Source organism: Bacteroidota bacterium (genome assembly GCA_020161395.1).
In the GTDB taxonomy this organism is placed as follows: domain Bacteria; phylum Bacteroidota; class Ignavibacteria; order Ignavibacteriales; family Ignavibacteriaceae; genus UTCHB3.
In genome coordinates this window covers 1-24,595 of record JAIUOE010000014.1, presented here as the reverse complement: position 1 = coordinate 24,595, position 24,595 = coordinate 1, and the positions used below count along the sequence as shown (strand labels likewise).

Annotated in this window: 20 protein-coding genes; 3 read left to right on the top strand and 17 right to left on the bottom strand. The window is 42.1% G+C overall.

Going from position 1 to position 24,595, the window contains the following annotated elements; genetic code table 11:
- Position 1 precedes the first annotated feature (1 nt).
- Both LCH52_15720 and LCH52_15715 read left to right on the top strand, forming a co-directional pair.
- On the top strand, positions 2-2,359 hold the full coding sequence (locus tag LCH52_15720; GenBank protein MCA0389936.1) for a penicillin acylase family protein: 2,358 nt from the start codon (positions 2-4) through the stop codon (positions 2,357-2,359).
- Positions 2,360-2,437: 78 nt separating this feature from the next.
- Positions 2,438-3,841, top strand: coding sequence for a carboxypeptidase regulatory-like domain-containing protein (locus LCH52_15715; GenBank protein ID MCA0389935.1), 1,404 nt, complete (start codon positions 2,438-2,440; stop codon positions 3,839-3,841).
- 3 nt (positions 3,842-3,844) lie between these two features.
- On the opposite strand, the gene LCH52_15710 is transcribed toward LCH52_15715, so the two are convergent.
- A complete protein-coding gene (locus tag LCH52_15710) occupies positions 3,845-4,429 on the bottom strand; it encodes an isoprenylcysteine carboxylmethyltransferase family protein (GenBank protein ID MCA0389934.1) in 585 nt (194 codons plus the stop codon).
- Positions 4,430-4,504: 75 nt separating this feature from the next.
- Between LCH52_15710 and LCH52_15705 the strand changes: the two genes are divergently transcribed.
- The gene (locus tag LCH52_15705) at positions 4,505-5,614 is read left to right on the top strand and encodes a response regulator (protein MCA0389933.1); all 1,110 of its coding nucleotides are present in this window, start codon (positions 4,505-4,507) and stop codon (positions 5,612-5,614) included.
- Positions 5,615-5,619: 5 nt separating this feature from the next.
- Here the strand turns inward: LCH52_15705 and LCH52_15700 are convergent, their stop codons facing one another.
- From LCH52_15700 to LCH52_15625, 16 genes are all read right to left on the bottom strand, one after another.
- The gene (locus tag LCH52_15700) at positions 5,620-5,979 is read right to left on the bottom strand and encodes a response regulator (GenBank protein MCA0389932.1); all 360 of its coding nucleotides are present in this window, start codon (positions 5,977-5,979) and stop codon (positions 5,620-5,622) included.
- 49 nt (positions 5,980-6,028) lie between these two features.
- Positions 6,029-7,294: a hypothetical protein gene (locus tag LCH52_15695; GenBank protein MCA0389931.1), complete on the bottom strand. Its 1,266-nt coding sequence runs from the start codon at positions 7,292-7,294 to the stop codon at positions 6,029-6,031.
- Positions 7,295-7,299: 5 nt separating this feature from the next.
- On the bottom strand, positions 7,300-8,211 hold the full coding sequence (locus LCH52_15690; protein MCA0389930.1) for a hypothetical protein: 912 nt from the start codon (positions 8,209-8,211) through the stop codon (positions 7,300-7,302).
- Positions 8,189-9,718, bottom strand: a complete 1,530-nt coding sequence (locus tag LCH52_15685) for a hypothetical protein (protein ID MCA0389929.1) — start codon at positions 9,716-9,718, stop codon at positions 8,189-8,191. Before LCH52_15685 ends, LCH52_15690 begins: the two co-directional genes overlap by 23 nt.
- Positions 9,719-10,966 carry a PilT/PilU family type 4a pilus ATPase gene (locus tag LCH52_15680; GenBank protein ID MCA0389928.1) on the bottom strand — a complete coding sequence of 416 codons (1,248 nt, stop codon included), beginning with the start codon at positions 10,964-10,966 and terminating at the stop codon, positions 9,719-9,721.
- A gap of 81 nt (positions 10,967-11,047) precedes the next feature.
- Positions 11,048-12,841, bottom strand: coding sequence for a GspE/PulE family protein (locus LCH52_15675; GenBank protein ID MCA0389927.1), 1,794 nt, complete (start codon positions 12,839-12,841; stop codon positions 11,048-11,050).
- Entirely contained in the window at positions 12,778-14,217 is a 1,440-nt protein-coding gene (locus tag LCH52_15670; protein MCA0389926.1) for a type II secretion system F family protein, read from the bottom strand. The genes LCH52_15675 and LCH52_15670 overlap by 64 nt, the downstream gene beginning before the upstream one ends.
- A gap of 67 nt (positions 14,218-14,284) precedes the next feature.
- Positions 14,285-14,677 carry a hypothetical protein gene (locus tag LCH52_15665; protein ID MCA0389925.1) on the bottom strand — a complete coding sequence of 131 codons (393 nt, stop codon included), beginning with the start codon at positions 14,675-14,677 and terminating at the stop codon, positions 14,285-14,287.
- Positions 14,678-14,823: 146 nt separating this feature from the next.
- A complete protein-coding gene (locus LCH52_15660) occupies positions 14,824-15,213 on the bottom strand; it encodes a cyclic nucleotide-binding domain-containing protein (GenBank protein MCA0389924.1) in 390 nt (129 codons plus the stop codon).
- 24 nt (positions 15,214-15,237) lie between these two features.
- Positions 15,238-15,621 carry a hypothetical protein gene (locus LCH52_15655; protein ID MCA0389923.1) on the bottom strand — a complete coding sequence of 128 codons (384 nt, stop codon included), beginning with the start codon at positions 15,619-15,621 and terminating at the stop codon, positions 15,238-15,240.
- A gap of 331 nt (positions 15,622-15,952) precedes the next feature.
- Entirely contained in the window at positions 15,953-17,395 is a 1,443-nt protein-coding gene (locus LCH52_15650; protein MCA0389922.1) for an RsmB/NOP family class I SAM-dependent RNA methyltransferase, read from the bottom strand.
- Positions 17,396-17,398: 3 nt separating this feature from the next.
- Complete coding sequence (gene bshA / locus LCH52_15645; GenBank protein ID MCA0389921.1) at positions 17,399-18,523, bottom strand: N-acetyl-alpha-D-glucosaminyl L-malate synthase BshA; 1,125 nt, start codon at positions 18,521-18,523, stop codon at positions 17,399-17,401.
- Positions 18,524-18,636: 113 nt separating this feature from the next.
- On the bottom strand, positions 18,637-20,523 hold the full coding sequence (locus tag LCH52_15640; GenBank protein MCA0389920.1) for an ATP-binding cassette domain-containing protein: 1,887 nt from the start codon (positions 20,521-20,523) through the stop codon (positions 18,637-18,639).
- Entirely contained in the window at positions 20,516-22,528 is a 2,013-nt protein-coding gene (locus LCH52_15635) for a peptidylprolyl isomerase (protein ID MCA0389919.1), read from the bottom strand. The genes LCH52_15640 and LCH52_15635 overlap by 8 nt, the downstream gene beginning before the upstream one ends.
- The gene (locus tag LCH52_15630; protein ID MCA0389918.1) at positions 22,485-23,606 is read right to left on the bottom strand and encodes a hypothetical protein; all 1,122 of its coding nucleotides are present in this window, start codon (positions 23,604-23,606) and stop codon (positions 22,485-22,487) included. Before LCH52_15630 ends, LCH52_15635 begins: the two co-directional genes overlap by 44 nt.
- Before the next feature lie 207 nt (positions 23,607-23,813).
- A partial coding sequence (locus tag LCH52_15625) for a transposase (GenBank protein ID MCA0389917.1) occupies positions 23,814-24,595 on the bottom strand: 782 nt, incomplete at its 5' end.

Here is a 24,595-nt window from a genome sequence, read left to right as displayed (position 1 = left end):
AATGGAAAAACTCCTTAAATATTTTGTTGCTCCGGCACTTACACTCCTGATACTCTCTGTAGTTATATACTTCTTTTTTAAGTCTATCATCGGAACATCCGTTCCAAAATATGAAGGTGAGATTGAAATTAAAGGACTCGCTGATAATGTGGAGATACGAACAAATGATTACGGCATTCCCCTTGTTAAGAGCAAGAGTCGAAAGGACCTTTTGTTTGCTCTCGGATACCTCCATGCACGAGACAGGTTGCTGGAAATGGAATATCACAGACTTATCGCCAGCGGGGGACTTTCTGAATATCTCGGTGAGAAAACGGTTGAAACGGATAAGTTTTTCAGACAACTTGATTTGTCGTCAAAGGCAAGAACATTTTTCGAAGAACTTGACAGTGAAGCGAAGGTTTTGGTTAAGGCTTATTCGGATGGAATTAACGGGTATCTCAACTCCGAAAATCCTGTAATACAAAGTGAGTTCTCTGCTTTGGGTATAGCTCCGCACAGATGGTCGCCTGAAGATATTGTTCTTCTTACTCTCCTCAACAATTTCTCTGATGAGAGTAAATATTTTTCAAAGAGAATTGTAGGAATGGTCAGGGGAAAGATAGAATTCGCAAAAGCTGCGGCGGTTTTTGGAACTGATACAGATTCAATATCAAAAGAAGCGTGGTCAAAAGATGAAGAAGAGCTTTTAAAACGGGAAATAGATATTCGTGAACTTACCGGTTTGAGAGCGGATAACAGCCTGACGGTTAGCGAAATTCAGGGATATGATGGAGTCTTTGCGACTCTTAACGGCAGATATACTTTCCCCGGAAAGTACTATCAGGTATTTTACGAAAGTGAGGGTATTTCAGGCAGCGGAGTAACAATCCCCGGTGTCCCTGTTCTCTACCTGGGGATGAAAAAAAATGAATTTTGGGTGCTGAACTCCGTTTCGAAATATAATCCGGTGAAAAACCTCATCTTCCTCGATGATAAAGGCGGGATGTATGTTGAAAATAAAAAAAGAGGGGAAATAAAGATTAAAAAAGATACGATTCTGATAAAGAACCGGGAGCCCTTGATTTTGGAGACGAAAACTGCTCCAGGCGCTGGTGCGATTATCTCACTTCCGGAAAAAAAGGAATTCTACAACAATGACTCCACCGAAGTGTTAAATCTTTTTTCAGCCATCGCGATTAATCATTCCGGATTTGATGCTGCAGATTTCCTTACAACAGGATTGAAGTTGTGGAGTGAGCCGGTTTCTTCAAAGTATTTTTCTCTCCAGGCGAATACAGACATTTTTGTGAAAACAGGTGACAAACCGGCAGTCAGAATTGCGGCAAGGGCAGTTGTAAAAGAGAATCAGGACTCTCCCGCGCCGAAAGGAAAGAGAACTCCCAGAAAAAAGGAAACTCAGAAGCCAAAACCTGTGGAAACCGATGATCAGCCTGAATCATCCGACAGTGAAAGCCTGACAATAACAGACTTTGTAAAGCCGGCAGAAAGTGAGTTTTTTGATCTTCCTTCCGACAGCAGGAACAGATTCTACCTTGCGAAACCGGACGGGAAGGAACTCAATTCCTATTTTCTGAATGATGTTACATCTGATTTTTCGCTAAAACTGGTACCGTTTATTCTAAATGCCTTCAACAATGAAGAGAAGAAGGATACCATCCTGAATCAATCATTGAAAGTGCTTTCGAGATGGAGTGGTGAATATCAGTCTTCACTGCAGGCTCCTTTGATCATCGCAACATTTATGAAGTTTTTCACTGTCAATACATTTGGTGATGATCTTGACAAGACTGATTTTGAATTTCTCTTTGGCTGGGGAGGTCTTCCTTTTGCCAGACTGAACAAGCTTCTGGAGGAAAATTATTCTCCTGTTTTTGATAACATAAACACCCGGGAACTTGAGTCAAGGGATGAAATTATAAGACGAAGTTTTAGAAGTGCCCTGGAAGAGATACGCAGAAAATATGATGAAAATCTTGTGATGTGGTTATGGGGAAGGTACAATACAATCCGGCCCTCACACATCGTGACGAACTTTCTGGGAGGGATAAACAATGCGATTGCAATAGAGCCGGCTGGGATCAGCGGTTATACCGATACGAGATTCCGGGTGAATTATAATCCCTTTACGGAGCTGAAATCAGGTCGTAATGTCAGGGAGTCGGGGACTCTCTACAGATTTTTTGCGAGACCTTCGGAGGGTAGATTGATTTTCGTGCCTTATCTTGGTAATTCAGGTAATTTTGCCGACAAGATGAGTGTAGTGACTTACCTGAATTTTTTGGAGGGGAAATTTATCGACGGAGCCACGATGTATGGCAATAATGATAAAGTTCTAAGATTAATCAAAAAATTGTGATATTGGTTACCAAAGATTTATAAATTCGTTGTAAATTAGTAATTAAGAAGTGTTTAATTAATAATTCCATCTGTTGCCATGAAAAAGTCAGTTCTTATTCTTTTTGTGATCACTTTATTGATATATAACGGTTGTAAAAAGACCGATACCGCTTCCAATCCTGTAACAGGAGATGAATCAGGTACGGTTATCATAAACGGAGAAGTGATAGATTTTTCCACCGGAGCGGCTATCACAAATGCAGCAATAAAACTGTACGGAAAAATCTCCGACTCAACCATATCGAAGAGTGCAGTAACTGATGATAATGGAAAGTACACTTTTGAATTTACTGTGAAGGGGGGAATCGATCTTAAGGTCATCGCCCAAAAAGAGGGTTATACACCCGACACTACAAATGTTTACGCAGTAGCCGGAAGAACGCTGACAGCGAGCAAACTTCTTCTTAAATCGACTGCAACCGGCGGGGGAACGGGTGTGAGAAAGCCATCCTCAATCTATCTTCTTGGTACATCGGTGCCCAGCATTGGTATCAAAGGTGCCGGCGGGGTTGAATCTGTGCAACTGGTATTTCAAGTTGTTGATTCACTCGGTATTCCCCTTGATCTCGATAATGCTGTGAATGTAGGATTTGTTCTTGCAGCATCACCCGGTTCGGGTGCGGTTCTGAATCCCCCGACAGCAAGGACAGATGCCGGCGGAAGTGTAAAGGTTGTTCTGACCTCCGGAACAAAAGCCGGTGTGGTTCAGATTTCTGCGACCATCAATTCGGACGGAAAGGTTATTAATTCAAATCCGGTCGCCGTATCCATTCATGGAGGCTTGCCTGACCTGAATCATTTCAGTTGTGTACCCGCAAAGTTAAATATCCCCGGATTCAATATCTATGGAGTCGAGGATGTTATTACTGCTTATGTAGGTGACAAATACTCGAATCCTGTCAGACCCGGAACTTCTGTCTATTTTAAGACCGATGGCGGCATAATTGAAGGTTCGGCTCTGACAAATGCTCTGGGAGTAGCCTCAGTCCGGCTTTATTCAGCCAATCCGCTTCCCAACCATCCCACACTTGGACCCGGTTTCGCGCAAATCACAGCATCCACGACAGACGAAACATTTTCTGTAATAAACAGATCCACGATAGTTTTATTCTCAGGAATTGCATTCATTTCATGTTCTCCAACCAGTTTTGACATACCCAACAGAGGTTCTCAACAGTTTATTTATACTGTTATGGATCAAAACAGTAATCCGCTTGTGGAGGGGACAGCGATCTCGGTTACAGTAGAGGGGAAAGACTATGAGCTCTCAGGAGATAAAGATATCACTCTACCTGATACCCAAAGCAGGTCATGGACTTCATTCTCATTTACCATTCGTGATCTTGTGGATACTGCTGCGGTTAATCCTTTGACAGTTACAATTAAATCAAACGGATTGAACGGGAAGTCATCACTGGTTTTTTCGGGCGTTGTCCGGTAGGTATCATAAAAACGGTATAAAAAAGCCGGTCTTCTTTTGATATGTTACGAACTGATCCTTGAAATGGGAAAGTAACATTTCATCTTCTTTCTTTGCTCTTATTATCAGCATGGGTATTGACAGCAGCAGTGTGACAAGTACTACCGGCATTGACAGCAGAGCCACTCCAACAGAAAGATCAGCAAGCAACTGACTTAGATACTGAGGATGTCTGACTATTCCATAAAGTCCGGTCGTCACGAGTTTATGCTCCTTGTAGAGTAGAATTTCGATCGAGTAATTATTTCCCAGCGATTTAAAGCTGAGTAAATGAGTGACCGAAAAGAGGATGAACAGAGCAAGACATACTATTCGAACAGAAGAGTCTGGCTCCAAGCCAAAGAAACCAATATTCAAAATGGGGAAGACCCCAAGATATTGTAACAGGGCAGAAATTCCGAGAACATTAGGGGGAACAGTTTGAACCCAGCCGGAGGCTCTCCTTGAGACTGCGGAGACCTTTCCTTTAAAGCTCTTCTGAGAACCGGACCAGTTGGCGGTAGTGAAAAAAATCAGGGCAACAAGAACAAGTATATTTATAGGGTCCATAAATTTCAAAAATGTGATACCCAAAATTACTCAATTCTCGAATATTGATAAGAAAAAACGGTGAATCCTGATAAAATGAACAACAATCCGGAAAAAGATCGAAACCCGGCGCCTGAAGAAATTCAGCCGAACAGAATGGCAGCTCATGATATAAATAATCTGTTCAGCAGTATATTCTCAAATTTGGAACTCCTTAAAAGGTGTATTTCCTCCAATAAAGAGGCGATGGGTTATATCGAAAATATCGAACATTGTTCCCGTAGAGCCACAGATATAACTGCGGATGTACTTTCAACAGATCCGTCGTTAAAATCACGCGACAGAAAAATAAACACCAGACTCTTAATAAATGAAGTAGTGTCATCTGTAATACACACCGTATCGCCCGAGATAAAGTTAAAAACAGAACTGCCGGTTGCTCTTGCTGATTTAAGAGGCAATTCCACAGAATTGTATCAGGTAATTTCCAACATTCTTATTAACGCCATTGAATCGATACAGGGGCAGGGTGAAGTGCGGATAAAAGCGGAAAACCATTTCGATTCGGAACGGTTAAACGATACAGATGGTAATTCCATTCCGGCAGTTTCAATTGTGGTACAGGATGACGGAGAGGGGATTGATCCGGAAAATTTCGAAAGGATATTTGAGCCATACTTCTCGACAAAGAACAAAAACAGAATGAGCGGTATCGGACTTTACACTGTAAAAAGCATAGTCCAGGCTCACGGCGGGAAACTTGAATTCGAGAGTCTTAGGGGTGAGGGAACCAGATTTGAAATTTTACTTCCTGCATGGTTTGAGAAACGAAGGAAAAGAACAGGCGACAAGGTAAATGTCCTGATAGCGGATGACGAATCACTCCTTGTTTCAATTCTCGAAGATTTGCTCACCGGCTCGGGGTATTCAGTGACGACTGTAAACTCTGCTGAAGCTGCCATAGACATATTGCATCTGGATAATACATTTGATATTTTAATAATCGATTTCAGGATGGAGAAGATGACAGGGCTTGACGCAATAAAGATTATCAGAAACTTTAATGAAGAGATAAAAATTATTCTTTCGACCGGATCGGTAGGTGTTAAGTCGATAATATTGAATGAGGAGATAAGGGTTGACGCTACACTTCAGAAACCATATGAGCTGGAAACACTCATTGCGCTGATAGAGACTCTTGCCTGACAGGATTACATATACAGCACTTTTCTAATTGAGACGAGCAATTCATCGAGATCATAAGGTTTTGTGATGAAATCGCTTGCACCGAGTTTTGCTGACCTGATCGCAGAAGTAAGATCTGCATAAGCAGTAAGTACAATAACTTTCAGAACGATCCCTTTCTTTTCCATCTCTTCGAGCACAAAGTAGCCATCCTTTTCAGGCATGTTCAAATCCAACAACATCAGGTCGATACGGTTGTCCTGGATATGCAAGAGTGCTTTTTCTGCAGAATCAACCGTGTAGACTGTGTAGCCGACTTCAGTCAGTTCTTCTTTGAGTATCTGGCTTAGACTTATCTCGTCATCAACGATCAGGATTGTTTCCATTTGTCAAAAAGATTTCTTTATAAAAAATTGGGTAAACTATTAAACTTGACTATTCTTTTTTCTTTTCAGGTTCTTCACCAGATTTTAAATTCTTGTTCGGGCTCTGGTTGTTATACTCATCATTTGTCGATCTGTGAAGTTCAAGCTGATCCTTGAATTTATTCTTGTCAGCGAGATTTTTCATTCTGTCTTTAAGAGTAGGCAGCAACTCGGTTTTTACAACAATGATAATTTCTTTTTTTGTGACCTTCTTCTGATCACTGCCGGCGAGATATCGGATTCCCAAAACCCACCAGGGGAGGTCTTTCAGGAACGGAATTCCCGTTCTGACATATGTTTCGTCTGTAATGTAGAGCCCGCCGATAACGGTTTCTTCACCATTCAGCATCATAATCTGGGAATTTGCCTTGGTTTTCCTGATCTCCGTTGAGAGCTCACTCGGGAAAGCTGTACTTCTTTCAACATTGAGTTTCAGAACTATATAGTCGATACCCTGTTCGTTATAAACATGTGGAGTAACCTCGATAATTGAACCTGTTTGAAAGAATTGATCTGTGACATTACCTGCAAAATCCCTTTGTTTAATCGAAAAGTCGGAGCCAATCTGAATTTTGCCAACTTCACCGGTTCTCACTACGATGGAGGGGTTTGCGATAATTTCCCCAAGGTTTTCTGATTCAAAAAATCTAAAAGTACCCAGTAGATCACCTTTGAATACTCCGAGATCCAGTTTTGTCGATCCTGAAACCTGGAAATCAGTCGGTGTATTGGCAGTTCCTTCAGACTGTCCGAAGGTTTTCAAATCCACACCAAAGCCGTTGTTGGGATCTGAGAGAAGCATTTTCCAGTTAATTCCACGATCCCTGAGAGCAGTATTGTCAGCTTCAAAAAATATGGCTGATATTTTCACTTCGCGGGCATCAACAGGAGCATAAACATCTTTGGGAAGTGGAGCAGCTTTTTCAACTTCTTCGGGGACCTTTGGCTTTGCGACTACAATTACATCAGCTTTCTCATCTATCAGGAGGCCCTTGTACTGAGTGACAATTTTTAAGGCTTTCAGATAATTGATGTTCACAAGTTCAAGTCCGATCTGCTCCGAACTCTGGACGGTGGACACAATATTTTTGCCGGTCAGTTTTAACGACATCTTGGCGAGAATTTCAATAGCCTGATCGAATGTCAGAGTGGGGGAGAGTGTGACAATTTCATCGGGGGAGTTGTACTGGCTCAACTCTTTTTCAAGGTCTCTCTGCGAGAAAGCTGTGAATCCGAACAGAATAAAAAATATTGATATTGAAAAAAACTTTTTCATGTCAATCACCTTTTCGTTTCTTGTTGTTGCGAGTGATCAGATTCCTGCAATAATCTGATAGTGACTGTTTCAATTACGCCTCCCTTGTTCAGTACGAAAGTTACGCTGTTGGATTCTCTGTCGATTCTAGTGAGGAAGCCCAAATAGACTTCATCACCTTCGGCAAGAACATAGGTTCTTCCTCTTTCGTCCATGAGAAAAGCACCGTCGGGGAGAAGAGCAAGCAATTTTGAATTCTTTACATCCAGCAGGTCGTAGATATTCGGTTCGATTTCAGTTCTGACCTTCGGATAAAAAATATTATAAATATTTGCTGCTTTGAGGTTGTTTTCTGTAAATTTGGTGGAAGTGAACCGGTCATCGGTTGAAGTATAAACTTTAACCTCGAATGAGAAATTTACGAAATAATAGGGTGATTTGTCCTCATCAAAAACTACATTCTGGCTGAAAGTGACAGTGCTCACTTTTTTAAGTTCCTTACTCTCTTCAATCGCGTAGATCATACGCCAAAGTTCATTGAATGAAGCCTGACCCGACAGTTTGTATTTGTGAACGATGAATGAACCGTCCATCAACATTCCAAGATATTCCATGTTAACATAACTGAGATCGGACAATCCCGGAGTCTGTGCTGCGAGGAAAGAATAAAATTTCGATTGATGCACATCCTTGGGGATGTTATACTTCCTCATAGCCAGGAGGGAGTCAAGAGCGGTAAATTTTTTCCTTAGAGTATCAAGCTGTGCATTCAATGACACAGTATCATATTGCGAATTACTCTCCCTGAGAGTTTTAAGCTGCTGATTCTTGGCTTTAAATTTCGAGTTGAAGACAAAGAAGTGCATTATCGCCCAGGCGACAGCAACAAGAAAAACGAGTACGAGTATGATCAGGCTATTTTTTGACTTGCGTTCCATTCACTGCCTGACCAGCCGAATCTGTTTCGACTATTGAAAATTTGTAGACTCTTTCATTTGAAATTTTTTCAGATGTGACACCCATGAGAGTGGCACCTTTTAAAAACTGTGTAAACTCACTCACCAGAGGTCTGCTTCTGCTTAATCCAAAAACCTCGATTTTCTTCGGTTCCGGTGAATTGATGCTGGTAATCCACATCGAAGGTCTTTGTTCCGCAAAGCCGGACAGGTTGCTAATGTAACTTTGCCATACGGAGGCATCCTTGGTGACGCTGTCGAGAACAGCCTGTGTTTCATCAAAGCCTTTTACTTTTGAATCATAGTTTGCTATTTCGTCGAGCAATGCCTTGTATAGTCGCTGTTGCTCGGTGAGTGCTGCTATATCCTTGTCAAGTTTGGAAAGTTCACTCATCTGTTCAAGTATGTTCTTTGTAGCAAAGAAAGTCAGTCCAAAAAGAAGAAGAATTACCAGATAACCGTGCCAGGCGAGTGGAAAGGTTTTCTGCCTCTCGACGAGCATGGAGGGAATGAGGTTTACACCTTTGTGCTCTTTTTTAACTTCTTTTTCATATTCAACCGCAGCGGCAATCGGGACAGAGAACATTGAGATGTTTTCTTCAATTTCCCGGTCGAGAAGTGATGTATCGATCTCGTCGAAATCGATACCGGTAATTCTGGCTCGTGGGAATGTCCCTCTTAGAGCATCGGGAAGTGTATCGCTCCAGTCTTCACCGCAGATAACTATGTTGTCAAGGTTGGTAATATCACCATTTTCCATTTCCAGCATTATTTTGGAGGCGAATATATCGAATGAATCGATATTGTGCTTTCCAATATTCAGCATCGGAGCGATGTGCTTGACCTGGTCGCCCATGAGGAAAATCATTCTGCTGTATTCTTTGCCGATATAAAGAATCAGGATATAATCTGAGAGAGCGAAATTAAATTTCGAGGACACATAGAAGCTGAGAGAAGTATCAGCAGCTTTTACACAAGGTACCTTAACCTGTTTTTTCCCGTTTGCAAGAGCAATCGAATCGATCAGGTTGATATAAGAAAGATCGGAACTTGGTACAATTGTGAGTTTTCCACCGTCCGCCATTTCAATTGAATTGTTGGCGGCATCAATCTTCTCAATAACCTCTTTTTTGAAAATCTGGGTTTCACCTTTGTCAGGACGCTGGAAACTGATGTAAGGCTCAGTGATAATCGGGATTACCACCATCTTCGAAAGATCAATTCCAAGAAGCAGGGTGCTGAGTGAGCGAATATATCCCTGATCAAAATCCTGACGGGTGGTCAGACCCGCAAGTTCAGAATCGGCAGAGATATCCATTTCGGGTGAATCGAACTGCATACCGGCATCTTCGTAAGTTTGATCATCCGGCTTGTTCGGTTCAATCGACATGCCACGGAGGAACTTGATGCCTGTACCGGTTCGTTCAAAAAGAGCTGCTTTGCTGTCTGCGCCTTCAAGATAGAGGCAAAAAACATACTTTGTAGCCATCTACTGGACACCTAAAATCTGTTTCATACGATTTTTTTGGTTTGCATAGGAGATAGCGGTTTCCAGAGAAATTTTCTTTGCGATATATAAATTCTTGATATCCTGTTCCATGGTGATCATTCCTTGAGCGGCTCCCTGATTGATCATCATGTAAATTTCACCCGAGTTATTGTTTTTAATGGCAGACTGTATACTCGGTGTCATAACAAGCACTTCCTTTGCCATCACCCGTTTTCCATCGAGACTCGGCAGGAGTTTCTGCGAGACCACAACAGTGAGCACATCAGCAAGTCTGTGGCGAACACGGGGCTGCTCCGTTGGATGCACTTCGGCAATAATTCTGTCAATTGATTCAACGGCGGAGGATGTGTGCAGGGTCGAGAAAACTTTATGTCCCGTATCAGCCACTTCAAGAGATGCCATTATTGTCTCAGGGTCTCTCATCTCACCAATGATAATAATATCGGGATCCTGTCTAAGAGACTGAATAACACCATCTTTGAAGGATGCCACATCCTTACCAACTTCGCGGTGTCTGATAATACACTTCTTGGATGAATGCACGAACTCGATCGGCTGGGCAATCACAATTACCTGAGCATTGTCGGTATCATTGTGCATATCCACTATGGCATCGAGTGTGGATGATTTACCTGAACCTGTGATTCCTGTGATGAGAACCAGTCCCTGTTTAATATAGAGATGGTGCATCGACTGAATAGCAGTTTTACTGAAGCCGAGAGTATCAATTTTCCTGATTGTTGGAGATATGGCTCTCATATTAAGAGCCAGCGAATCCATATCATAATAGGCATCAGCCCTAAACCGGTATGTCCTTTGAGGCTCACCGGCAAGAAATGAATGCGAAAAATCGATGTTTTTATTTTGGAAGAGCCCCTCTTTTTGCTTGTCGCTGAGGAGGTTTAGGATTACAATTGCCGATTCATCCTCGGTGAGGGAGGGGAGATCAGGAACCCGTTCCTTTTTTCCATGGATACGCAGCCATACATTCCGGGCTGTTGCCATTCCACCGAATTCGATATCAGATGCGTCTTTTTTTACCATCAAAACCAGTATGGAATTGATGAAATCGAGAAGCACACCTTTTTGGTCGTAGTTCAGTCCGGAGATCAATTTTGCAAGAAATGGAAGCCTCTCCGCACTTATAACCGAGCGTGGGACCTGAGATACCACCGCGGCAAGAAGTGCCTTGGCGGGTTGTGCTATTTGATCTAAAGCCGGAATCATTTATTACTTGAATTAGTGTGTAAAAACGAGTATATCAACTCAAAATATAAAAAAAAAGAATGAGAAACAGGAAGAGAAGTTTTAATCTTCCATCGTTCCCGAAATTACTTCATCAAAAGATGTCATGCCGAGTTTAACTTTTTCAAGACCGGTTTCACGGAGGTTAAGTGAACCATCTTTCTTCGCCTGCGCTTTTAATCTTTCCTCATCCACTTCTTCACCGGAGGAAACAATAACTCTTTTCAGCTCTTTGGTAAAATAGAGTGCTTCGTGGATGGCAATTCTGCCTTTATATCCGGTACCGGAGCATTTTGGACAACCGACAGCTTCATAAACCTCGTATTGTTTCCATTCATCGGGGTCAATTCCCAGAATATGAATCACTTCTTCAGGGATTTCCGTTGTTCTCTTTTTGCAATCGACACATAAACGCCGGATAAGGCGCTGTGCCACGATAATGTTAATGGCGTATGCAATAAGGAACGGCTCGATGCCCATTTTATAAAGTCTGGAAACTGCAGATGGTGCATCGTTTGTGTGAAGTGTCGAAAATGTCAAGTGACCCGTGTTCGCAAGTTTAATAGCCACTTCAGCGGTCTCCTTGTCACGCATCTCACCTACAAGAACAATATCAGGGTCATGACGAAGAATTGCTCTGATTGCCTGTTCAAAATTCATTTTGTGACTGATTTTAAGCTGTCTCGCACCTTTGATTACATACTCAACAGGATCCTCGACCGTCAGTACATTCACAGTCGGGTCGATTACCTGATAGAGTGCAGCAACCAGGGTTGTACTTTTACCGCTACCCGTGGGACCTGTGAGAATCACCATTCCCTGCGGTTTTCTGATTGCATCATCGAAGGCGGTTCTTGCGTAGCCTGCCAGACCAAGTTTGTTCAAGTCAGTAATTACTTTTCTGTCGTCGAGAATACGAATAACCACCGATTCAAATTTACTTCTGAGTTCGGTTCCGACCATCGGGAGTATGGAAACACGAAAACGGATTACAGTGCCGTCAATTTCTCTTTGGATGAAACCGTCCTGAGCTTTTTCTCTTTCGAAACGGTCAAGTCCTTTTGCCCTGTCTTTCACAACTGCGATAACGGCTTCGGGATAGGTATTGTCCTGAGAGTACCAGACTTGCAGGTTACCATCAATTCTGAACATGATATCGGTTCTTTTTGCACCCTGAGGAACGATGTGAATATCGGATACCCCTTTTCTTGTTCCTTCAACAAGTGCAGCCTCAACCAGGTTGATGAGGGCGGATTTGTTGATTTCTGCTTCGAGTGCTTCTTCATCAAGCTGGGTATCATCGGGCATATCTGTGATCATTTCCTGAGGCTGGTCCTGAATATTCTTCAGGAATTCATTCTCAACAGGATTGATATGCGAGATAAGTTTGTCGTAGCGGGATTTTTTTATGAAGGTTACTTCATATTTCTTGGCTTTTAGGTCGAACGCTATTTTGGAAATTTTTTTATTTGTCGGATCGACAGCGCCAAGAATAAGTTTGTCTTTTATAACAGGATCAAAAAGCAGGGGGATTACTTTTTGTAAACTCAGGAGTTGTTGAAGAGAATCGGGGAGTGATTTTACATACCGCTTGATTTCTTCAATTTTTTCATCGGTAAAACGGTCGGCAATGGAATCGAAATCCCGGAAAGCATATAAAGAAGCTACCTCGGCGAAAACGATGTCATGATCATAACTAAAGTCTTCCACAAGAATTTGTGCAAGATTCCTTTTGATCTTGTTTACATCATTCGCCTTGGCGTCAAGTGCTTTTTCTAATGTTGCAGCATCAATTATACCTTTTCGTAAAAGGGTATATCCGATTTTGTCAGCAGTTTCCAGTCTGGGGTCAAGCATTGGGCATTCTGTTTTTCCAGGAAAATTTCATTTTTTGATACACCCGGAGGTTTTGGGCTGATTGTGGCTGTTTCTGCGGAGACCAGGGTCAGCGCTGTCATCACTACCATAATGATGAGGGAAATGACTACCTGCACCAGCTCTATAATGTTTTTAAGTTTGTAAACTGTTTCGCTTTCATAATAATTCGCGAGTTGAAGCATACTGTTCTTGATGTTACCGGTTTCCTCGCCCGAATGAATTCGGGAGATGGCTGTATCGGTAAAAACCTGTGTTGCCTCGAGTGCATCCGTAATTCCCACACCCTGCTTGGTCATGATAGGAATTGCGACTCTTTTTATTCTGTCTTCAAAATATTTGTTGTCTGTGGCTTCAGCAGAAATTCTCAAAGGAGTAATGCTCTCTGCCGAACCTGAATAGAGAGTGTAGAACACTCTGCAAAAAACTTCAATGGCGGTTTTATGCACAATTTGCCCTATTACGGGCATTCTGAGCATATATTTGTCTTTTAGGAAACGCCCCTTTTCCGTGTTGATAAAGATAACAAATGCAATGAGAGGACCGAACATCACTAAAAAAATCATTATCGGATGTGCCATCATAAAATCACTCATTTCGAGGGTGAATTTTGTCATTGGTGGCAGTTCGATGCCAAATCTTTTGAACATATTTGCTGTTTCGGGAAATATGTACATTACATAGAACAAAACAGCACCCGCAAGAACCACCATGGTGATAAGGGGGGTAACGAGGGCACTCTTGAGGTTTTTCTTAAACTCTGCCCGTCTTTCGAGGAATTTGGCTGTGGCTCTGTAGATTTCCCCCATATTACCGCTTTTTGCGGCAAGACCGAGCATAAAAGCTGTAAATTTCCCAAAAATATTTTGATAGCGTGTGAAGACCTGTTCCGGGTCCGTTCCCTTTTTTAATTCTGAATTAATTTCTTTTAGTGTCTCTTTTAGTGTTTTATTTGCTGTGTCATTGATCAGAAGTGTGAGGATTTCACCGTAGGGGAGTTTCTGATCCAGCAATTCAGCACTAATCTTGACAAACATCAGCAAATCCTGCATACCCGGTTTTGCCTGGTAGTCGAAGAGTTTGGATCTTACATAGAGAATCTTGTAGCCGAGTTTTTGGAAAGCATCGATAACTTCCTGTCGATTGAAAGCTTTCTGCTCACCCATAATCGGCTTTTCAGCCCCTTTTTGGACTTTATAGAGAAAAGTCCCCCTTTTCTCAATCGAACGAACGGTGAGATTGCTTTGGGCAGCAAGTTTTTGGATTTTCTTTTTGCCGTCGGAAGCCGAATCGGCGGTAAGAGATCCACTAATTATCTGTCCATTTGGCTTAACAGCAGTAAATCGTAATTCAGTCATTTAAAAACAGATAAAGGGAAGGCTGTAAAAGATACAACCTTCCCTGTGTAATCAAAAATAATTAATATTACTTAACTATAGTAGCTGTTTGAGTTGTAGATGTAACTGCCATCTCAACTTCTACAGTTCCTGTTGGATCTTTAGTACCTGGCTGGTTACCAACACCCTTGAAAGTAATCGCGGTTGCTGTACCGGCGGTCTTAATGGTGTAGGTTCCATTTGCTGTTGTATCCATGCTTGCAGGAATTGTGTAGCCGACGAACGAATTTCCGCCACCACCCATACCTGTTGGTTTACGGTACCACTGCTGAGCATTTGCTGAGATATTCTGAAGATCAGAAATAACAGCGTCCTGGTTTGACGATGAGCTGCTTGCTGTGAATACGCTGATACCGACTACTACTGCGATACCGACGATGATTACGCCAAGAACAATAAGTAACAACTGTTGTTGTCCCATAGTGATTCCTCAATTGATTTGTTGGTGAATGTGTTGTTTGAAAAATGATTTAATATACAGTTTAATATAATAAATGTAATCTAAATTTAAGTGTGATATAAAATAAAATTAATAAACTTATTTAATTTTTATCTCAACGAACGAATTTATATAATCAGGCTTCCGTCTTCTCTCAGCTTTTGGGTTGCTTCTTCTCTCTGGTCGTGAGTGGCAATCTTCAAATATTCATTTGTCATCCGCTCAAGATTCTTTGCAAGATTTACCATGACAGCTTTTGCGATATCAGGATTTTCTCTGATCAACAGATCGAAATCACTGGGAATCGGAACAACTGTAGTGGGCTCCAAGGCTACAAGTGACGCGGTACGAGGTTTTCCGAGTATTGCACTCATCTCACCGAGGATTCCACCCTTTTCAGAGAAAGTACCCACCTGGACATCTCCTTTGAATATCCCGATACTCCCTTTCATCAGCACAAAAAGATTGAAAGAAGTATCTCCTTCATTAACAATTGATTCGCCTTTTTGAAAAATCATTTAAACTCCGAAAAAAGTATAAAGTTAATTGTCATCTGCGACAGTAAAATTATTAGGCGTGGCTTCAATCACCACTTTGATTGTATCCTGTCCAAGTTGCAGCATTCTGTCCACACCGGAAATTGTAATCAAATCTCTGGAAACGATTCTGATGGTATAGATTCCACTGTCAGTAGTATCAAGAGCAGGAGGGATTGTAAAACCGATAAAGGATCTCCCTCCACCGCCTCTTTCACTTGGAACACGCCAAAATTGTTGCGCCATCGATGCAAGGGTAACACATTCAATTTGGATTTGATTTTTTTTGTTTTCGGTCGCTGCCTGGTCAAAAACCATTAAGCCTGTTATAACCGCTATGCCAACGATTATAACTCCAAGAGTGATGAACAGGAGTTGTTGCTGTCCCATATTTCAAAAATTCCTTTTATAAAGAATTTGCGGGGCAACAGACCTGACCAATGCGGAAGCAAACTCCGAAATCAGTTCGGGCTTTTGCGGCTTGTGTAATTGGTAAGTGCAGGTTATTAACGAACCGACACCATGGCTCAGCAACATTGAAATCCTAACTTAGGATAAAAGATCCGGTTGACTGGTGTCTCTATAAATCTTACAGAAACATTACTTCAAGTTAGTCAAAAAAAAGTGGATTAGCAACAATTATTTTTTGCAAAGACTGTGACCTGCGGCACTATATTGTGAAAATTAAGAAAAAACAAGGTGTTGACTGGCAAAAGAGTCGTTAGAACCTGAAATTCTGGTTTCTGTGTCCTCTCGGGAACTGACTTTTCAGCCCTCTTTCTGTAACTACACCGGTACCAATAATTTCTCCATCGGAGCGAAGAATGACCTGCCGGTCGGCACCTGATGACCTGGATGAGTCGGCGTATTTTTTTACTGTGCCCCCCTCCATATAGTTTCTTAATTCCCCGGGATCGTCGAGATCAATAATCCCCCTGGTGAAGTGTTGTGAAAGAGCCTGAGCAGCTATGCTGTTCAAAATCACCTGGTCATTCTTTTCGTAGGATCCGAGCTTTAGTCCGATACGGTCGTAGATACCGGTCCGGTTGTCATCCCAGTCACCGGAGACAAAGTAAAGCTTCTTACCGTGGTCGGGGTATTTGAAGGAATTAAGGACTTCTTCATCGATGCCAAAATTGTTGATTATCGAAGCGAGGGTGTGCTTCACTTTTTTGAAGGGTTTGATTACAGTTCTTCCTTCGCGCGGTTCGGAAGACTTTATATGTTCCGTTTTGTCTGTTTTTATCATCTTTGCGAGATAAAAACCTTCAGAATTTGAAAGCCAGGGAAGGACTCTCGCAGTTTTAGAGAGTTCGGGCGAAAATTTTTTACCGTTTGCAGAAGTGAATCCTTCAATTCCTTCCGGGATCGAGACCGGAATCAGCTCTACCGGATATTTTTCGAGGACCTTGTTAACAATTTCTTCGTTCTCTTCTGTTGTCAGGGTACAAGTGGAATAAACCAGTTCGCCGCCCGGTTTCAGCATTTTTACTGCGGCAATAATAAGGCTGAGTTGCAGATTTATTAAACCTGTAATGGAAGAAGTGCTCCACCACTTGTTAACTTCCTCCTTTTTCTGAATTATCCCCAATCCGGAACAGGGGACATCAACCAGTATTTTATCGAAATAATTTTGATAATACTTGCCAAGCCATTCACCTTTGTCCTGGATGATACCACAGTTGTAGATATTGGTTCTTTCTATATTAAAAGAAAGGGTTCTGAGCCGGTCGCCCTGCACTTCATTAACAACGAGCATCCCCGTATTTTCCATCATAGCACCAAGTTGAGTGGATTTCGAACCAGGTGCTGCACACAAGTCGAGGACTTTGCTCCCTTTCTCAGGTTCCAGATAAACCGGTGGAAGCATTGAGGATGTGCTTTGAATGTAATAATATCCAAGCAGATGTTCAAATGTTTTCCCGATCAGATTTTCCGGATCGGAATCAATCACCAGGGCATCTTTCAATTCAGGATGTAGCGATGTGGCGATTCCGTATTTACTCTCGAGAACCGGTTTTATTTTTGCGGGTGTGCTTTTAAGAGAATTAACCCTGATTGACTGTTTCCTGGGATTACCGAGGAGTTCCACAAACCGGGAGACCTGCTCCTCACCAAAAAGACCAAGCAGGTAGGATTGAATGTTTTCGCTGATTAAATTCATCGCTTAAGAATTCAGGACTTTCTCATAGTACGCTTCGTACATGGGTACAATCTTTGTTGCGGAGTATTTCTCAACGGCAATTTCACGGGCATTTTTTGAAAATATTTTATATTTTTTATCATTTGTCAGGAGGTCTACTGCATATCTTGCCATTCTCTCCACATCCCCGATTTCAGCGATGAACCCTGAGTGATTGTGAGTGATAACTTCGGGAAGTCCACCAACACTTGTGCTTATTACCGGCAAACCAACTGACATCGCTTCGAGGGCAGCCAGACCAAAACTTTCCGACTGTGAAGGGATGAGGAAGATATCCGCACAGGAAAGAATCTGTGGCAGTGCTTCCTGTTTTCCGAGGAATATTACATCCTTTTCTATGCCCAGTTCACGGGAGAGCCTCTCACACTCGGAGCGGTCGGGTCCGTCGCCAATAAGGACAAGTTTCGCCGGGATTTCTTTTTTTACAAGGTCAAGTATTCTTATAGTATCCTGAACCCTTTTAACCACTCTAAAATTGGAGGTATGAATCAGGATTTTTTCATTGTTCGGTGCGATTCTGCATCTGAATTCATTAACTTCCCTGGGAGTATAGAGATCGATATCGACAAAATTTGGAATCACCTCTATATCTTTTTCGATTGAATAATTTGTCAGCGTTTTTTCTTTAAGATACCTTGAAACTGCAGTTACACCGTCACTTTGAAGTATTCCAAACTTTAGAAGGTGAATATATGTCGGTTCCAGTCCCACGAGTGTAATGTCAGTACCGTGCAAAGTTGTAATAATCTTAACATCCTGGGTATCCTTACAAATCTGCTTTGCGAGATAAGCACTTGTAGCGTGCGGTATGGCGTAGTGGACATGAATAAGATCGAGATTCTCGTATTTCATCACCTCGACCATTTTGCCGGCAAGGGCATCGGAATAGAGCGGAAATTCAAAGAGGGGATAGGTACCCATCTCAACTTCATGGTAAATGACATTGTCCATGAAATGATTCAATCTAAACGGTATTGCATAGCTGATAAAATGAATCTGATGACCCTTTTTTGCGAGTTCAATTCCAAGTTCAGTTGCTACAACACCACTTCCACCGTAAGTAGGATAACAGGTAATCCCGATTTTCATATAAACTTCTCTTCTTCAAAATTATCAAATTCAAGGGTGTAATTTACTAAAAATGAGCGAGGTATCTTGTACAGGAGATGTTGCCCGTTTTAGAGCTGCGCGGGTGAATTATCTCAAGAGATGGCTGATTTTTTGGTTTCGAGTTCTTCCCATCTGTCGTAAAGGGATTTTACGAGAGTTTTGGCTTCATTGTGCTTTTTATTCAAATCATCAGTTTGAGAGGCATACTTTTCATAGAAGAGGGGGTCTGCAAACAAGGCTTCTATTTTTTCGACTTCCTCTTCTGCCTTCAGAATCTTCTCTTCGATGGCATCGAGCTCTTTTTGTTCGAGATATGAAAGCTTTTTTACCTGCGTTTTGATGCGGGTATCCCCCCGCTTTTCCTTAGATTCTGTAACGGGTGCGCCGTTCTTTGCGAGGTCTCTTTTTTCGATGTAGTAGTCATAATCACCCTCACTGAAAGTGGTTTTACCATTACCTTCAAACGCCAGTATTCCTGTACATACCCTGTTCAGAAAATATCTGTCGTGGCTCACAACGATTACGCATCCATCAAAAGAGATCAATGCCTCTTCGAGAATACGAAGTGACGGGAGATCGAGATCGTTGGTTGGCTCATCGAGGATAATGAAATTTCCGCCGTTCTTAAGAATTTTTGCAAGTGTCAGTCTGCTTCGCTCACCACCCGAAAGTTTTCCGACCTTTGTCATAGTTCTCTCATCGGTAAAGAGGAACCTTCGCATATATGTCCAGACAGGCATTGTCTGTTTCCCGAATTTTACGGTATCGCTTCCTTCACCAATGGCATCAAAAACAGTTTCCTCATCGTTTAAGATCAGCCGGGACTGATCCACATAGTTGAAGACAGTTCTCTCACCGGCTTCGATTGAGCCCCCGTCAGGTTTTCTTTCGCCGAGAATGGTTCTAAGAAGTGTTGTTTTACCTGTCCCGTTTTTCCCGATTATGCCAAGTCTCCTCCCTGATTCAAAATTAAGGGAAAAGGAATCGACGAGTACTCTGCCATTCATATTCACAGAAAGGTTTTCAATCTCGAGAATTTTGTTGCCAAGCCTCTCCGGGACGGGTATAATGAGTTCAATATCGATCTCTTTTTCGACCGGTCTTTGCTCTGCAATTTCGTAGTATTTGTCCAGCCGGCTTTTTGCTTTTGTTCTTCGTGCCCGTGGACCCCTCATCACCCAGTCGAGTTCCTTTCTGAGGAAGCTTTCTCTTTTCCTTTCACCGGCGATTTGAAGTGAGGTTCTTTCGGCTTTATTCAAGAGGTAGTCAGTATAGTTACCCTTGTGGGAAAAGAAAACACCGTTAGCGAGTTCCACAATTCGATTGGCGATTCTGTCGAGGAAGTAACGGTCGTGGGTGACAAAAATACATGCACCTTTGTATGAGGCGAGAAAATTTTCTATCCACTCGATGGTATCTGTGTCGAGGTGGTTTGTCGGCTCATCAAGGATAAGAATATCGGGCTGTGCAAGCAGCGTGCGGCAGAGGGCGGTTCGTCTCTTTTCACCACCGGAGAGGGTATTTACCACTCTGTCTTTAGGTGGAGCATCAAGGGAAGCCATTAACTGCTCAAGTCTTCTGTCGAGGTCCCATCCACCGGCGTGAGCAATTTTTTCTTCAAGGATGTGTCTCCGGTGTGAATCGGGCGGGAGAGATTCATACTCCGCCAAAACCTCCATTATATGCGAAGCTCCTGAGAGAATATTTTCCTCGACAGTTGAATTTTCATCGAGTGTAAATTCCTGTGAGAGGAAACTTATCCTGATGTCTCTTTGCTTGGACACTTCCCCCGAGTCAGGTTCGAGAAGCCCCGCAATAATTTTTAGGAAAGTTGACTTCCCGGCTCCATTTCTTCCAACAAGACCGATCCTGTCTTCATCATGTATCGTCAGAGATGCGGATGAAAGAATCTTCTGCTCACCATATTCCACAACGAGTTCTTTTGCGGTTAGAAGGACGGGGGAAGGGTTGTTACTCAAACAGGGATATCTTTTTTATAAGGGATTGTTGAGTAATCTCGTTGGCAATATTCTGTCCTTCCGTCACTCTGCCAAAAAGAGAGTATCTCGAGTTGAGATGCGGGAATGTGCCGGTCATGATAAAAAACTGTGAGCCCTCGGTATCTTTACCTGCACTTGCCATTCCGAGTGCTCCCGGAGTGTATTCAAGTGGGGAGTATTCCGAAATGATGTCATAACCGGGACCGCCCCATCCGGTTCCTGAAGGGTCACCAGCCTGGATGACAAAACCCGGAACCACTCTGTGGAAAAGGACATCTCTGTAAAATGAGGTTTGTGCGAGCGAACAAAAATTACCGACTGACACAGGGGCATACCCGGGATAGAGTTCGAGCTTAATGTTGCCAAATTCCGTTTCTATCACGGCTCTTCTGTATTTGAAAGCGTTGTTCCAAATCTCGTCAAAATTCGAACTAAGGGAGTGTGGCACCTTCATTCCGGACAAGGCTTTTATTGAACTTACGGCAGAGTTTACAAAGAGTTCTTTTATCGTCTGTGCAAAATCCGCACTTATACTCTCGCAGAGTTTCAAAAGTGACTGATGAGCTTCGAGAAAATTCGGGTTGTTCAATTCATCATTAACAACCTTAATGATGATTGTTTCAAGTTTTGATTTGTTTTCCACTATAAAAGCCGAATCAAGAAGTTCGCAACAGGTTGATACCACCGAGGCGAATCCTGAAGTGAACTGGCTGACGGCAAAATTTTGGATCATCAGGGAATCCCTGCCGGATTTCCTGAGTTCACCTAAAGCGGTTACTGCAGCAAGTTTTACTCTTTCATTTCCGGAAAAGTATATGCTCAGAAGTGTATCAGCCGGATGCTTTAACAGATCCGGTTTTGTTCCAAGCAATCCGGCAACTGATGCGGGAGACAGTCTGTCTCTGTAACCGGTGAAAAGGGAATTGGCTTTTTCGGGGAAGAGTTTGAACGCAGTACCGAGTAATTCTTCGATGAGTGCAGGTTTGTTTACTGAGGATGAAATGAGTTTTTCGAGGTCAGAAAATTTCGCTTCCATCAGTTTTTTGTCTGTCATTGCGTTTTTCAGAACTGTAGTTGCTGTTATGGCGAAATTCCCGTTGGCATTCGACATGAAACCAAAAAGACGGTCCAGATCTTCTTTGCTCTTAAAATCATAAAATTGAAGTGTTGAGACAAGATCAATCTGTTGTGAAAAATCGAGGGTGAAACTGATGAATTCAACCTCTTTCGGGGTGTAAGGTGCAACTTTAAGAAAACGGAGGGAAAGGATCAGATATTTCGCAAGGTCTTCCTCTTCTTCAGTGACATCATCACGAACCACATCAGCCAGGATTTCCTTGAGCTTAATAATTTGATCTTTTGAAGGTCTGCTCCTGAAAAGCGAGTAGGCGGCTATCGAGCGGGTTTTGTTGTCGAAATCCTTATGGCTTACAAGTGAAAGCAGCACAGAGGGTGAACGCTCTGATTTTATTCCTCTGAGAGCAAAATTTGCAACAGCGAGAGATATGCCTTCTGCTAATGCAGCATTGTTTGATTCATGAATCTCCAGAACCTTATCCAGATCTGTTTTATCACCGATTTTCCCAATTGCATCGAGGAGATATTTTGTATTAACACCCCTTTCAGAATTAATTTTTTTTCTCAACCAGGATAATGATAATTCACTTGGTGAATTGCAACCCAGGGCAAAAGCGATAAATTTCCCGAATTTTGTATAATCACAGTTTGCTATCTTACTGTGCAGGGAGGAGTCGTTCAGATTTGCAACGGCAAGGAGACCTGCCCTCACTTTTCTATCATCTCCGGAGTTCAGGTAATCGGATACAACGAGGCTTTTCCCATCTCTGAGGAAAGTTGCCCTGACAAGCTCTTTATCAGAGATCGAATATTGCCCTTCTGCTCGAAAAATGGAGAGAATAAGAAGGGCAATAAAAAACGATTTAGAAGTGGTAGTCATATACTCTGTATTTTCTGTATAATTCACCTTCCATCATCTCAGCTCCGCGGACCATTTTGAGATTGTCTTCAACAATCCAGCTTGCGTCACCGATATGAATGCCAACCTTGTCTGCTTCGTGAATGATAGTGTTATACATGATTGCATCAAGTCCCTTGCCCTGCCATGCCTTCGCAACACCGAGAAGGATGATTCTGCATCGGGTGATATCTTTTTTCCGGGTAAAGAGTTTAATGAAGTTGAAGGGAAAGAGTCTTCCGTTCATCTGTTTGAATATCTGATTGTAGTCGAGGATTGAGAGTGAAAAACCGACAGGTTTTCCATCTATCTCGAGGAAGAAGGCAAGGCTTGGAGTTGCTAACTGTTTCAAGTCCTCTGCCATCGCATCGAGCTCTTCGTTGGTAAGAGGTACAAACCCCCAGTTGCGTTCCCAGTTCTCGTTGTAGATTTGTTTGATCAGAACGAGTTCCTGTTTGTAGTTTTTCAAGTCCATCTGTCTGATTTTCACATTGAACTTCTGAGTTGCGAGAGCGGCAACCCTCGGAATTTTGTTTACCTGAATAATCTTTTCATTTACAATTTTGTAGCCATTCAAATCTTTCACTTTAACAAAACCGTAGTTCAGAAGCAAATCATGGTAGTAGGGCGGGTTGTATGGCATAAGAAGAGTAGGGGGGTCATCATATCCAAAAATAAGCATTCCCCATTCGTCGTTACTCGAATAACTTGCAGGTCCTCTCATGAGGGTGAGTCCGCGAGACATAATCCACTCTTTCGCTGTGTCAAGGAGTGCATTTGCAACTTCCTGATCATTAATTGACTCAAAAAACCCGAAGAAGCCGATTTTTTCTTCATGAATTTCATTGTGAAGATCATTTTGAATGGCAGCAATTCTTCCGACAGGTTCACCATCTCTGAATGCCATGAAAAAATCAGCAGAACCATGGAGGAAGAAAGGATTCTTTTTCTTGTCCAGCATTTTCTTTCGATCCATGATCAAAGGGGGCACCCAGTTCGGGTAGTCTTTGTAGATTTTCCACTGGAATTTAATGAATTGCATTATCTCGGAAGGAGATTCAATCTTTCTAATTTCTATCTTGCTCATGGTATTTCTTTTGAATTTTTATCTGTAAATGAAATTTAAAAATAATGAATAATGTTGATAACAAAAAAAGAGGCTGTCTCGATAGTAATTATCCAGCAGCCTCTTTTTTTTGTCATTTTACCAGTTTTTTGAACAAAACTTGTAATTGTTCATTAACCGGAATGATTTTTTTGTATTTGTGATCAAAAAAAGGGTATTATCCCTTTTTTAAGCATGAATTGGGGTAAATTCGAACATTTTGCCTAATATTATTTTTCTAAAATTGTGGGCAAAAGCCACTAATCCCAACTCTGTCAGCACACCCTTCTTCCCTCGAAGTGTGAACCTTGTAAATCCCATGTTTTGCTTTATGTTTCCGAAGACCGGCTCCACATCTATCTTTCTCCGTCTGTAGAGTTCTGATCCAATATCTGATTCCAGTATCTCTTCTGCTTTCTGTCTAAGTTCTCTCCCCGTATGACTTATTTCGATAATTCTCTCTCCGGCACCTTTGTGACACGCTCCCCTAAGTGGGCATCCCTCACAGTTCTTCGCCTTGTACCTGCTCAACTCAATTGTGTAACCATTTTCTGTTTTTCTGTGCCGTTTTCCTACATTATCCATTCTCTGACCCATCGGACAGATTAAACAATCCTCTTCCTGATTATAGTAAAGATTCTCGTGACTGAATGGGTACTTACTTTTTCTCTTCTTCTTAGCATCATAGTAATTGTACTTTATTACTCCCTTTATTCCCTCCTTATGTAGGAACTGGTAATTCTCCTCAGACCCATAACCCGCATCCGCAATTAAGTACTCAGGGCTCTCTCCATACTCTTGCTGTATTCCCTTTACTACATCAGGTAATGTCGTTGCATCAGCAGGTTTCTGGAAAATATCATAACTTACCACTAACTGGTTGTTCGTTGCTATCTCTACATTATAACCCGCTTTTAACTGCCCGTTCATCATGTGATCTTCCTTCATCCGCATGAATGTCGCATCTTTAT